We start from the raw sequence: 11520 nt of genomic DNA on the forward strand, positions 1-11520 counted from the left end.
GCTTGTGTACCGAAAAGAGCGCGCGCCGTCTCAGACGGCTTCGCCTCAGCGCCGCCCGGAGTTCCTAGGGGAACTCCGCCCGGCGGTTCCGGGAGTGGCCACGCTCCAGGCGCAGGCCGGTCCGGCCAGGGACGGGTCCGGCTGGCGGGCCGCGCCGGGGCGCAGCCAGGGGGCCTCGGGCGGGGCGGTCCCCTCGTCCTCGATCAGCCGCGACCAGCCCTCGGGCAGGAGGTTCGCCTCGCCCGAATCGAGCACCAGCAAGGCCAGGTCCGCCTCGTGCGGGGTGCTGCCGGTGAACCAGTAGGCCGGAGCGCCCTCGCGCAGGGTCACGCGGACCTTGCGCACGCAGAAGCCCGGCACGGCCCTGCGCAGGGCCAGGCGCACCCGGACGGGCACGTCGCTTTGGCGCAGGCAGTGGGCGTCGGTGGCCAGCGACTGCCGGGCCGAGAGCGAGAGCATGAAGAAACCCAGGATCAGGCAGAGGTAGAGGGAAGGGTCCATGAGCGTCTCCGGAAACGTCTGGTCCGGTTGGTCCGGCCACGGGGAGAGGGTGCGCCTCGCCGGGGCACTTGTCAATGCAGAATTGTATTTTTATGTGTATACAATATGGACACGAACCCGGAATCCTTGTATCCTTGCGTCGCGAGAGAAGGAGGAAGAATCCATGAAACGCCCGGGGCAGACCAGCGAAGGCGTGGCCGCCGAGATCCGTCGTCGCATTCTCCAGTGGGACTACCCGCCCGAACACCCCCTGGGCGAGGAAGCCCTTGCCGCCGGGTTCGGCGTGAGCCGAAGCCCCGTGCGCGAGGCCCTGCGCATGCTGGAGGCCGACGGTTACGTGCGCCGCGTTCCCAACAAGGGCTACTTCGTGCGCCAGGTGCGCCCCTCCGAGGTGGCCGACCTCTACGAGGTGCGCCTGGCCCTGGAGATATTCGCCCTGGAGAAGCTGGCCCGCATGCCCGCGCTCCACGCCGAGGTGGAGCGCCTGGCCCGGGTCTGGGACGGTCCGCCCCCCCGGGACGATGACGCCCAGGCCATCGCCCGGCGCGACGAGGCCTTCCACGAATCCCTGGCGGCCCTGGCGGGCAACGAAAAGCTTCTGGAGGCCCTGCGCCGCGTGGGCGAGCGGCTCTTCGTGTTCCGGGTCATGGGCTTCGAACGGGCCATGGAGCAGGGCACCCTGGAAGCCAGTTACGCCATCCACCGCGACTTGGCGAGGGCCATCCTCTCGGGCGACGCGGCCGCCATCCGCGCCCAGCTGGAGCGCAACATCCGCCACGGCCGCGCCAACGTGGAGCAGGCCATGGGTCGCGCCCTCACGCGGGCTTACGCCGCGCGGGGGGCCGCCAATCCCTGAAACCCGGGGCGAGGGGGGATGCGGGCCGCTTCGGTTTGGTGTAAAGGTCCCGCAGCGAGGATTCCATGCTCAACAAGACCCGCCTGCTCACCCCCGGCCCCACGCCGCTTCCCGAGGAAGTGCGCCTGGCCATGGCCCGGGACATGCTCCACCACCGCAAACCCGCCTTCCTGCCCGTGATGGAAGACGTGCGCGCGGGCCTCAAATACCTTTTCCAGACCAGCCAGGAGGTCATTCCCCTCTCGTGCTCCGGCACCGGGGCCATGGCCGCTGCCGTCACCAACCTCTTCGCGCCGGGCGAGAAGCTCCTGTGCGTGGAGGGCGGCAAGTTCGGCGAGCGCTGGGGCGAAATCTGCGAGATGCACGGGCAGGTTCCCGTGCGCCTGCCCGTGGAATGGGGCCGGGCCGTGGACCCCGCCGAAGTGGCCCGCGCCCTGGACGCCGACCCGTCCATCCGGGGCGTGCTCGTGCAGGCCTCGGAGACCTCCACGGGCGTGCTGCACCCCATCCGGGAACTGGGCCGCGTCACGGCCGGGCGGGAGGCCCTGCTCGTGGCCGACGGCATCTCCGCCGTGGGCATCTCGCCCTGCCCCATGGACGACTGGGGCGTGGACTGCCTGCTCACGGGCTCCCAGAAAGGGCTCATGCTCCCGCCGGGCCTGGCCTTCATCGCCTGTTCGGAGAAGGGCTGGGCCAAGTGCGCCCGGGTGCGGCCCTCCAACTTCTATTTCCAACTCCAGGGCGAGCACGCCAAGATCAAGGCCAACCAGACCCTGTTCACCTCGCCCGTGGGACTGCTGGTCGGGCTGCGCGAGTCGCTGCGCCTCTTCCGGGAGTTCGGCCTGGAGCGCCTCCACGCCAAGCAATGGGCCCTGACCATGATGGCCCGCGCGGGGGCGAGCGCCATGGGGCTGGAGCTTCTGGCCCCCGAGAACTTCACCTGGGGGCTCACGTCCATCCGCATGCCCCTGGGGGTGAGCGCCTCCGAGGTGGCCAAACGCGCCTCGGCCGACCACGGCGTGGTGCTGGCCACGGGCCAGGGCCACATGAAGGACCGGGTGGTGCGCCTGGGCCACATGGGCCACGTGGATTTCGGGGACGTGCTGGCCGGACTGGCCGCCCTGCGCCAGGCCTTCACCGGAGCGGGCGGCTACATCGGCTGCCCCGACGCCCTGGAGCAGGCCATGGACGCCTACGGCGAGGCCCTGCGCCAGGGACCGCCCGCCAACTGAAACGAGGACAGACCATCATGAACCAGGACAAGACGTGCGATTCCTGCCCCGAGGGGCATGCCGACTACGCGGGCATGTGCCTGCCCCAGGTGGACTTCACCACCTTCATGATCTCCCTGGCCTCTGCGGCCATGGTGCACCTGGGCGAGATGCCCGAGCCCGAGTCCGGGCGCATGGCCCCGAGCCTGCCCCTGGCCAAACACTCCATCGACACGCTGGCCATGCTCGAGGAAAAGACGCGCGGCAACCTAAGCGACGCCGAGGCCCGGCAACTGGCCGACGTGCTGGGCCACCTGCGCATGCTCTACGTGCGACGAAACGCCTGATCCGCACCGGCTCCTGTCCTTGAACGCGGCCCGCCCGGCGGGCCGTCGCGCCGCACTGAACGGTCAACAGGCGTGGCGCGCTTCGGCGCGCGCCCGCAGCGAGGAGAATGCGATGTCTCGGATACCCGTGGGGCTCGTGGGCGTCACCGGCTACACCGGCATGGAACTGGCGCGGCTTCTGGCCTTCCACCCGCGCCTCGATCTCGTGCGCGCCACCTCGCGCACCGACAAGGGCAAGCCCCTCTCGGAGATCTACCCCTTCGTGCGCAACACGAAGCTCGACGGGCTCGTCCTCACCGAGCCCGATCCCCAGGACCTGGCCCGGGCCTGCGAGCTGGTCTTCCTGGCCGTGCCCCACGGCGCGGCCATGGACACGGCGGCGGAGCTACTGGACCAGGGTCTCAAGGTGGTGGACCTCTCGGCCGACTTCCGCCTGCGCGACCCAGGCGTCTACGCCCAATGGTACGGCCTGGAACACCGCCACCCCGGGCTCATCGGGGGGGCGGTCTACGGCCTGCCCGAGCGCTACGCCCCGGACATCGCCAAGGCCCGGCTCATCGCCAACCCCGGCTGCTACCCCACCTCGGTGATCCTGGGCCTGTGGCCCGCCCTGGAGGCGGGCATAGTGGAGCCCGCGGGCATCGTGTGCGACTCCAAGTCCGGCACGTCCGGGGCCGGGCGCAAGGCGGGCGTGGCCACGCTCTTCTGCGAAATCCACGACACCTTCCGGGCCTACGGCCTGGGCACGCACCGCCACACCCCCGAGATCGAACAGGAACTGGGCTTCCTGGCCGGGCAGGGGATGACCGTCTCCTTCAACCCGCACATCCTGCCCATCGACCGGGGCATCCACTCCACCATCTACACGCGGCTCAAGGGCGCCATCACCCAGGAGGGCGCGACGAAGCTCTACGCCGAACACTACGCCGGGCATCCCTGGGTGCGCGTGCTGCCCGCGGGCAAACTCCCCGAGACGCGCCACGTGCGCGGAACCATGTACTGCGACTTAGGCGTGGTGGTGGACCCCCGCACCGGCCGGCTCATCGTCTGTTCGGTGATCGACAACCTTTGCCGGGGCGCGTCCGGCCAGGCCCTGGCCTGCGCCAACCTCATGCTCGGCCTGGAAGTGGACGAGGGCCTGCGGCTGGCCCCCCTCATGCCCTGACGGAGTTGTTGACTTCGCGACCGATTCAGGCTCAAGAAGCGAACATGACAGACCAGCGCCTCGACCTTTCACGCATGGGCGGCGGCGACGAAGACATCCTGGAGAACGTCTTCGTCGCGCGCCAGCCCATTTTCGACCGGAGCATGAAGGTCTGGGGCTACGAGTTGCTCTACCGCCACGGCGCGGAGGCGGGGCAGGCCATGTTCGTGGACGGCGACCACGCCACCTCCAAGGTCATCGCCGACGGGGTGACGCTGGGGCGCACCGGGCTCGAACCCCACGAGAAGACCCTGGTGAACTTCCCCATGAACCTCATCCTGGAGGGCTTCGGCTTCGCGCTGCCCCCGGAGAGCTGCGTGGTCGAGATCCTGGAGACCGTGGAGCCCACGCCCGAGGTGCTGGAGGCCCTGCGCAAGCTCAAGCGCGCGGGCTACACCCTGGCCCTGGACGACTTCGTGGGCCAGCCCGGTCACGACCCGTTCCTGGAGCTGGCCGACATCATCAAGGTGGACGTGCTGGCCCTGCCCGAAGCCCAACTGCCCGGCCTGGCCGCGCGCCTGGGCGGGGGCAAGCGGATGCTCCTGGCCGAAAAGGTGGAGGACGCGCGCACCCACCAGAAGACTCTGGAACTGGGCTTCACCTATTTCCAGGGCTATTTCTTCCGGAAACCCGAGATCGTGCAGGGGCGCAAGCTCTCCAGTTCGGAAATGAGCAAGGTGAAGCTCCTCAAGGAGCTGGCCGACGAAGACTTCGATCCCGGCGTGGTCAGCAAGATCATCGAGGGCGACATCTCCCTCTCCTACCGCCTGCTGCGCTACATCAATTCGGCGGCCTTCGGGCGGCGCGAGAGCATCGAGTCCATCCGCCAGGCCATCATGATCCTCGGGCAGCGCAACCTGGCCAAGTGGCTCCAGGCCGTGCTCATGTCCGATCTCAACCCCACGGCCAAGGGCAAGGAGCTGGTGTTCCTCTCCGTGCGCCGCGCCAAGTTCCTGGAGCTGGTGGGGCGCATGCTCGCCGACCCGCCCGCGCGGCCCGACGCCCTCTTCGTCATGGGCCTGTTCTCCCTGCTGGACGCCCTGCTGGGGCAACCCATGGACGAACTGCTCAAGGACCTGCCCCTGCCTCCCGCCCTGGCCGACGCCCTGCGCGGCGGCGACAACCAGGCCAGGGAACTGCTCACCTTGGCCAAGGATCTGGAATCCGCCGACTGGCAGGCGGCCCGTCAGGTCCTGGACGGGCTGCACATGCCCGGACCCACCGCCTCGGCCCTGCACGCCGACGCCCTGCGCTTCGCGGGCGACCTCGTGCGGGACATCCGGCACGACCCGCCCTCTGCCCGCAAACGCTGAACCCGAAACCGGACCGCCCCAACCATGGCCCTGACCATCGTCTGCGCCCTCGCATTCCTTTGCCTGCACGCCGCCGTGCTGGCCGGCCCCCTGAAGCGGCGCATGCCCCGGCTGCGCGGGGCCATCCTCTCCATGCTCCTGGTGACCGACTCGCTCCTGGCAGGCGTGCTGGCCATGGAGGTCTATTTCCGCGCCGTGCACGACCAGTCCGACGGCTTCGCCCTCACCTGGGCGGGCAAGGCCTGGATGGCCAGGCACTGGAAGCCCGTCAACTCCCTGGGCTACCGCGACGCCGAAGTGATCCCCCCCGCGCCGGGGCAGCGTTCCGTGGCCTTCCTGGGCGACTCCTTCGTGGCCGGACACGGCGTGGAACGCCCCGAGGACCGCTTCACCGACGTGGCCGCGCGCGCCCTGGGGCCTGGCTGGAAGGTCTACAACCTGGCCAAGAACGGCTGGGACTCCGTGGACGAGGCCAAGGGCCTGCGCGCCTTCCCCGCGGCCCCAGAAGCCGTGGTGCTGGTCTACTACCTCAACGACATCTTCAACGCCGCCGCCAAGGCGGACTACCCCCTCACCTTCGCCGTGAACCTTCCGCGCGGCCTCACCAAGACCCTCACCGAGAACTCCGCGCTCTTCGATTTCGTCTACTGGCGCTTCGCGCGAGGAGGCAACCTCTCGGGCGGGGCCAGCACCTTCTGGGATTCCCTCAAGGGGGCCTACGCCGACCCAAAGGTCTGGGGAACGCACGCCGCCGAACTGGCCGATCTGGCCCAGGCCGTGCGCGAGCGCGGGGCAAAGCCGCTGGCCGTGGTTTTTCCCATGCTCCAGGCCGTGGACGAGAGCGCGCCCCTCACGGCCAAGGTGGCCGCACAGCTCACAATCCTGGGCTTCGAGACCGTGGACCTCGCCCCCGTGCTGCGCGGCAGGCCCGCCTCGGGTCTGGTGGTCAACGCCCTGGACGCCCACCCGAGCCTCGCCCTGCACCGCGAGGTGGGCGAGCTGCTGGCCGGGAAGCTCAGGGAGGGGGCGGCGGATCATGCCGGTCAGTGACGACCAGGGGAAGGCTGAGGACGGACAGGCCCTCATGCGGGAGGGCGCGCCCGGCGTGGCGGATGCGCCTGGCGCATCCGGCGCGGCCTGCGCGGGAGGCTCTTCCAGGGCGCATGGGGGCCGCGCCTTCGCGCCTCCTGTCCCCGGAGGCGGGGGCAGGCTCTTCCCCGTGCTCTGCGTGGTGCTCGCCCTGGCCTGCCTGCACGTCTTCTTCTACCGGCAGCTCAACCTCACCGGCGACGAGGTGCGCTACGCGGCCTACGGCCTGGGCCTGTTCCAGGGTGAAGGATTCCACGCCTCGGACGCCTCCTGGCAGGAGATGCTGCGCCGTGCGGACATGGGCGGCGGGGCGGGCGAGGAAAGCCCGGCCCGGCCCGGCCTGGCCCTGATCCATTCGGTGGTCTACCCGCTGCTGGGGGCCGTGCCCCTTTGGCTGGGAGGGCTGGACGGGGCGCGCTGGTTCTCCTTCCTGGTGGGCGCGGCGGGCCTCTTCGCCCTCCATGCGGCCCTGCGCACGCGCTTCGGGCCGGGGGCGAGCCTGGCGGGCCTGGCGGCCGTGGCCTTTTCGGCCCCTCTGGCCTTCTACATGCGCCTGTTCTTCTCGGAGATCCTGCTCTTCACCCTGAACGCGCTGCTGGTGCTGGCCCTGGCCGTCGGGGCGCACCGCGAGCGGCGCAACGCCTTGCCCCTGGTGGTGTTCTGCTGCCTGCTGCCCTTCGTGCACCTGAAACTGGCTCTGGTGGGCGTCGCCGGGTGCCTGACGGTGTTCGTCCAGTGCCTGCGCCGAGGCTGGGGCGTGCGGCTTCTTGCGTTGCTGGCGCTGACGGCGGCTGGGATGTGCGCCCTGTATTTCGTCTACAACCACCTGCTCTTCGGGCGCGCCGTGGGCGGGGCCAGCCCTGCCTTCGCCACGAGCCTCTGGATCGTGCCCAACCGCATCCTGGTGAACCTCCTGGACCACCACCACGGCCTGCTGCCCAACGCCCCGCACATGCTCCTGGCCCTGGCGGGCTTCGCCCTGGCGCTCGTGCGCGGCGAGCGGCCCTTCGGGCTGCTGGGCGCGTTCTTCGGGGCCTACTTCTTCACCATCCTCTGGGCCAACGGCGCGGAGGCCTATGCCTGCCGCCCGTGGGTGGCGGCCTGCCCTTTCCTGGCCTTCGGCTTCGCCTACTGGGCGCAGTCGGCGGGAGAGGCCAACCGCTTCTGGGCCTTGCCCCTGCTCGCGCTCTCCATGGCCCTCTTCTGCCTGGGGCTGCGCGCGCCCAACCTGTTCCTGGACGGGCGCATGCACTCCACGGCCCTGGATGCCCTGTTCCGGGACGTTCCCTGGTTCAATCTGGCCTACTTCCTGCCCTGGGACTTCCGCGACCTCTCCGAGACCCTGGACAACGCTCCCATGGTCTTCGCCGTGCCGGTGTTCGCGGTGGTCTGCTGCTTCGCGGCGGGTCAGATGCTCCTGGCGGGGCGTCGTGCGCCGCGCGCCGGGGCGGCGCTCCAGGCCCTGGCCCTGGCGACGGCGCTCTTTTTCGCCGTGGTGGAGGAGATCCCGGGCGTGGCCGTCACCCACGCCTTCGACCCCGCCACGGGCCACCACCACAATTTCACCCTGGCCAGGCCCTCGTCCTACGCCTTCGTGCGCTTCGAGAACCCTCCGGCCGTGATGAAGGAATACGGGGCGCTGCTCCTGGCCTCCCGCACCGCCGAGGACTGGGTCTACGCCACCCGCAAGGCCTCGGTGTACGTGCCCGCCAACACCTTCGCCCGCGTGGGCGCGCTGTCCGTGGCCGAACAGCCCGATCCCCAGGGCCGGGTCTGGTCCGACACGGTGCGCGCAGCCCGGGTCTACCGGCGCGTGCTTTCACTGCCCTGAGACGACTCGGGCCGATCGTCCGGAACGCCGAAGGCCGCCCGGAGGCGGCCTTCCAGGGGTTCGTGCGGAGGCGTCCAGGTCGTGCCTGGCGTCTAGTCTCGCTCGGCCGCCTCGCGGTCGTCCACCACGCGCCTGGTCTTGGCGAAGCTGCGCGGCAGTTCGCCCTGGCCCATCACCTCCACCCAGGCGCGCACGAGCACCTGCTTGCGCAACTCCTCGCTCACGGCCTCTGAGAGGTTCTGGTCCATGGCGGGGTCAGCGCCGGGGCGTCGCTCCACCTGGAGCACCATCTGGTCCTTTCCGGCCTTGCGGAAGAGATGGATGCGGAACTCGCTGCCCACCTCGGGGAAGTGCTCCAGAACGGAGGCGATCTGTCCGGGGTAGATGTTCACGCCCCGGAAGATGATCATGTCGTCGGAGCGCCCGAGGATCTTGTCGTGCCTGGGGGTCTTCACGCCGCAGGGGCACTCGCCGGGGACGAGCCGCGTGAGGTCGCGCGTGCGGTAGCGGATGAGCGGCGCGGCCTCCTTGCGCAGGGTGGTCACCACCATCTCGCCCACCTCGCCCGGGGCCACGGGCTTGAGGGTCTCGGGGTCGAGGATTTCCAGGATGTAGAGGTCCGCCCAGTAGTGCACGCCCTGGTGGGCGGCGCACTCCAGGCCCGTGCCCGGGCCGTAGAGTTCGGTCATGCCCACGATGTCGAAGGAGTCTTCCAGGCCCAGCATCTCCTGGAAGCGTTCGCGCATCTTGGGGCTGTGGGTCTCGGCCCCGAAGACGGCCTTCTTCAGGCGGATCTTGTCCTTGAGGCGGCGTTTCGCGACCTCCTCGGCCATGAGCAGGGCCATGGAAGCCGTGGAGCAGAGCACCGTGGAACCCATGTCCTCCAGGAGCTGGAGGTGGATCTCCATGTTGCCCGGCCCCACGGGCACGGCCATGGCCCCGAAGTGCTCGCAGCCCAGCTGGAAGCCGGCCCCGGCGGTCCACAGGCCGTAGCCCACGGCGATCTGCACGCGGTCCAGGGTGGTGAGCCCGGCCAGCTCGTAGCAGCGGGCGAACATGAGCTTCCAGGTGTCGATGTCGCCCTGGGTGTAGGCCAGCACCTTGCGCTTGCCGGTGGTGCCCGACGAGGCGTGGATGCGCGCCACGCGCTCCTCGGGCACGGAGAGCAGGGGCAGGGGGTAGCCCTTGCGCAGGTCCTCCACGGAGGTGAAGGGCAGGCGCGGGAGGTCGTCCAGGGAGAGCTGCTGGCCCGGCTCCCAGCCTGCGTCCGCGAGCTTCCCGCGGTAGGCGGGCGAGCCCCGGAAGGCGTGTTCGACGGTCCAGTTGAGCCCGGCCGCCTGGACGGAGGCCAGTTCGTCCTCGGAGAGGGAGGGAAGGAAGCGGTGCTCTTGCGACATGGCGGTACCTACCCCAAAAACGCGATGAGAAAAACCCCCACCACCATGAACGCCGCGCCCGCCAGCCGTTCGCGCACGTTGCCCTCGCGCAGCACCAGCCAGCCCAGGAGCACCGCGAACACCGCGCTCATGCGCTTCACCGAGATCACGTAGGGCACGATGGCCATGGTCAGGGCCTGCATCTGGCACCAGCAGGTCACGGCCTCCAGAAGTCCTGCGGCCGCAAGCTCCACGGGCCGGGCGCGCACCTGGCCGAAGCCCCGGCTGCTCAGACGCCAGACCATCGGCGTCAGCCACGCCGTGGTGACCCCGAACGCGCACAGGATCCAGAACATGGGCGAGGCGTTGCGCAGCCCCACCTTGTCGATGTTGGCCGACACCGACCACAGGAACGCCACCAGCAGCATCAGCCGCGCGCCCTTGTCGCGCAGCAGCGCCCGGAAGGGCTCCAGGGGGCTGCCCCGCCGGGCCTTGGCCAGGTTGAGCACGTAGGAGCCCCCCACGATGCAGGCGATGCCCACGATCCCCGCCGGGTCCGGGAACTCGCCCAGGATCAAGGGCGAGGTGATCAGCAGGAACAACGGCGTGGCCGTGAGCATGGGCGCGGCCAGCGACAGGTCCGAAGACTCCAGCGCCTTCACGTAGAGATAGAGCGTCAGCGCCGCCAGGGGCCCCATCACCCCGATGGCCGTCCAGAACCCGGGCTGGAGCACGGGCAAAGGCTCGGCCAGCACCGGCACGGTCAAAAAGAGCGTGGTGCCAAGGCAGTAGGCCCACGTGACCGCCACCGGCTCCACGCCCTTCACGCTGCGCTTGAGGTAGAGATCCTTCAACGCCTGGCACAGCGCCGCCACGAGCATGAGCACGACCCACATGGGGATGGGCCTTTATCCCAGAGAGGCCCCCTCCCGCCAGTCCTTCATGAAGCCCCCGCCGTCGCCGCCCTCGCGCAGGCGCTTGATGAGCGCCGAGCCAACCACCGCCGCGTCGATCAGGTCTCCGAACGGAGCCACCTGCGCGGGGCGCGAGATGCCGAAGCCCAGGGCGATGGGCACGTTGAAGACGGGGCGAACCTGGGCCAGCTTGTCCAGCACCTCCCGGGGCAGGCTCTCGCGCACGCCCGTGGTGCCCAGCACAGAGACGAAATACACGAAACCCCGCGCCACTCTAGCGTATTCGGCCAGGCGTTCGGGAGGGGTGTTCAGCCCCACCAGGCAGATGCACTCCGTGCCCGTGCCCGCCAGGGCCGCGCGCAGGGGGCCGGATTCCTCCAGCGGCAGGTCCGGCACGATGAGCCCGCCCACCCCGGCGGCCGCGCAGTCGCGTCCCAGGCGCTCCAGCCCGTACTGCAGGAAGGGGTTGTAGTAGCCCATGAGCACGATCCCGGCCCGGAACGCGCCCTTGCGACGGGCCAACTCGTCCAGGATCCACTCCAGGGTGACGCCCTGTTCCAGGCACTCCAGGCTGGCCGCCTCCACCACCGGGCCGTCGGCCACGGGGTCGGAGAAGGGCACGCCGATCTCGATGACGTCGGCCCCGCCCGCGTCCAGGGCCGCCACTTCGGCCCAGAAACGCTCGCGGTCCGGGAACCCGGCGGGAAGATAGGGGATCACGGCCTTGCGGCCCGACGCGTTGGCGGCGCGAATGCGCTCTGTGAGTATGGACATGAAGAAGCCTCCGGCGGGCAAAGAGGAAAACTTTTTCAAAAAACTTTCTCTCTTTACCCTCTCTTCCCAACCCCCCCCCAAACTCTCCAGAGCTACCAAGGATC

Annotated in this window: 11 protein-coding genes; 7 read left to right on the forward strand and 4 right to left on the reverse strand. The window is 69.8% G+C overall.

The window, feature by feature from the left end; genetic code table 11:
• Nucleotides 1-45: 45 nt before the first annotated feature.
• Nucleotides 46-501: a hypothetical protein gene (locus tag ACV4UX_RS05535; protein WP_491592326.1), complete on the reverse strand. Its 456-nt coding sequence runs from the start codon at nt 499-501 to the stop codon at nt 46-48.
• A gap of 163 nt (nt 502-664) precedes the next feature.
• Here ACV4UX_RS05535 and ACV4UX_RS05540 point away from each other — a divergent pair, with 163 nt between their 5' ends.
• The 7 genes from ACV4UX_RS05540 to ACV4UX_RS05570 all read left to right on the forward strand — a co-directional run bounded on the left by ACV4UX_RS05540 (nt 665) and on the right by ACV4UX_RS05570 (nt 8352).
• Nucleotides 665-1357 (forward strand): GntR family transcriptional regulator, encoded by a 693-nt coding sequence (locus ACV4UX_RS05540; protein WP_491592327.1) that lies wholly within the window; start codon nt 665-667, stop codon nt 1355-1357.
• A 65-nt stretch (nt 1358-1422) separates the two neighbouring features.
• Nucleotides 1423-2589, forward strand: a complete 1167-nt coding sequence (locus tag ACV4UX_RS05545) for a pyridoxal-phosphate-dependent aminotransferase family protein (RefSeq protein ID WP_491592328.1) — start codon at nt 1423-1425, stop codon at nt 2587-2589.
• A 17-nt stretch (nt 2590-2606) separates the two neighbouring features.
• Nucleotides 2607-2915 carry a DUF1844 domain-containing protein gene (locus ACV4UX_RS05550; RefSeq protein WP_491592329.1) on the forward strand — a complete coding sequence of 103 codons (309 nt, stop codon included), beginning with the start codon at nt 2607-2609 and terminating at the stop codon, nt 2913-2915.
• A 112-nt stretch (nt 2916-3027) separates the two neighbouring features.
• Nucleotides 3028-4080, forward strand: a complete 1053-nt coding sequence (argC, locus tag ACV4UX_RS05555; RefSeq protein ID WP_491592330.1) for an N-acetyl-gamma-glutamyl-phosphate reductase — start codon at nt 3028-3030, stop codon at nt 4078-4080.
• 44 nt (nt 4081-4124) lie between these two features.
• Nucleotides 4125-5432 carry an EAL and HDOD domain-containing protein gene (locus ACV4UX_RS05560; protein WP_491592331.1) on the forward strand — a complete coding sequence of 436 codons (1308 nt, stop codon included), beginning with the start codon at nt 4125-4127 and terminating at the stop codon, nt 5430-5432.
• 24 nt (nt 5433-5456) lie between these two features.
• The gene (locus ACV4UX_RS05565) at nt 5457-6482 is read left to right on the forward strand and encodes an SGNH/GDSL hydrolase family protein (protein ID WP_491592332.1); all 1026 of its coding nucleotides are present in this window, start codon (nt 5457-5459) and stop codon (nt 6480-6482) included.
• Nucleotides 6469-8352 carry a hypothetical protein gene (locus ACV4UX_RS05570; protein ID WP_491592333.1) on the forward strand — a complete coding sequence of 628 codons (1884 nt, stop codon included), beginning with the start codon at nt 6469-6471 and terminating at the stop codon, nt 8350-8352. The genes ACV4UX_RS05565 and ACV4UX_RS05570 overlap by 14 nt, the downstream gene beginning before the upstream one ends.
• Before the next feature lie 92 nt (nt 8353-8444).
• On the opposite strand, the gene ACV4UX_RS05575 is transcribed toward ACV4UX_RS05570, so the two are convergent.
• Genes ACV4UX_RS05575 through trpA form a run of 3 tightly spaced genes read right to left on the reverse strand, consistent with a single transcriptional unit; the run spans nt 8445 to nt 11416 of the window.
• Nucleotides 8445-9749, reverse strand: a complete 1305-nt coding sequence (locus ACV4UX_RS05575) for a phenylacetate--CoA ligase family protein (RefSeq protein WP_491592334.1) — start codon at nt 9747-9749, stop codon at nt 8445-8447.
• A gap of 8 nt (nt 9750-9757) precedes the next feature.
• Entirely contained in the window at nt 9758-10624 is an 867-nt protein-coding gene (locus ACV4UX_RS05580; protein ID WP_491592335.1) for an EamA family transporter, read from the reverse strand.
• A gap of 12 nt (nt 10625-10636) precedes the next feature.
• Nucleotides 10637-11416, reverse strand: a complete 780-nt coding sequence (trpA, locus tag ACV4UX_RS05585) for a tryptophan synthase subunit alpha (RefSeq protein ID WP_491592336.1) — start codon at nt 11414-11416, stop codon at nt 10637-10639.
• Nucleotides 11417-11520: the final 104 nt, after the last annotated feature.

The sequence above is a fragment of the Fundidesulfovibrio sp. genome, assembly GCF_058402725.1.

What these genes read in the sequence shown, in the direction of transcription:
- ACV4UX_RS05535 (WP_491592326.1), bottom strand. Translation starts at nt 501, where the DNA reads ATGGACCCTTCCCTCTACCTCTGCCTGATCCTGGGTTTCTTCATGCTC.
- ACV4UX_RS05540 (WP_491592327.1), top strand. Translation starts at nt 665, where the DNA reads ATGAAACGCCCGGGGCAGACCAGCGAAGGCGTGGCCGCCGAGATCCGT.
- ACV4UX_RS05545 (WP_491592328.1), top strand. Translation starts at nt 1,423, where the DNA reads ATGCTCAACAAGACCCGCCTGCTCACCCCCGGCCCCACGCCGCTTCCC.
- ACV4UX_RS05550 (WP_491592329.1), top strand. Translation starts at nt 2,607, where the DNA reads ATGAACCAGGACAAGACGTGCGATTCCTGCCCCGAGGGGCATGCCGAC.
- argC (WP_491592330.1), top strand. Translation starts at nt 3,028, where the DNA reads ATGTCTCGGATACCCGTGGGGCTCGTGGGCGTCACCGGCTACACCGGC.
- ACV4UX_RS05560 (WP_491592331.1), top strand. Translation starts at nt 4,125, where the DNA reads ATGACAGACCAGCGCCTCGACCTTTCACGCATGGGCGGCGGCGACGAA.
- ACV4UX_RS05565 (WP_491592332.1), top strand. Translation starts at nt 5,457, where the DNA reads ATGGCCCTGACCATCGTCTGCGCCCTCGCATTCCTTTGCCTGCACGCC.
- ACV4UX_RS05570 (WP_491592333.1), top strand. Translation starts at nt 6,469, where the DNA reads ATGCCGGTCAGTGACGACCAGGGGAAGGCTGAGGACGGACAGGCCCTC.
- ACV4UX_RS05575 (WP_491592334.1), bottom strand. Translation starts at nt 9,749, where the DNA reads ATGTCGCAAGAGCACCGCTTCCTTCCCTCCCTCTCCGAGGACGAACTG.
- ACV4UX_RS05580 (WP_491592335.1), bottom strand. Translation starts at nt 10,624, where the DNA reads ATGTGGGTCGTGCTCATGCTCGTGGCGGCGCTGTGCCAGGCGTTGAAG.
- trpA (WP_491592336.1), bottom strand. Translation starts at nt 11,416, where the DNA reads ATGTCCATACTCACAGAGCGCATTCGCGCCGCCAACGCGTCGGGCCGC.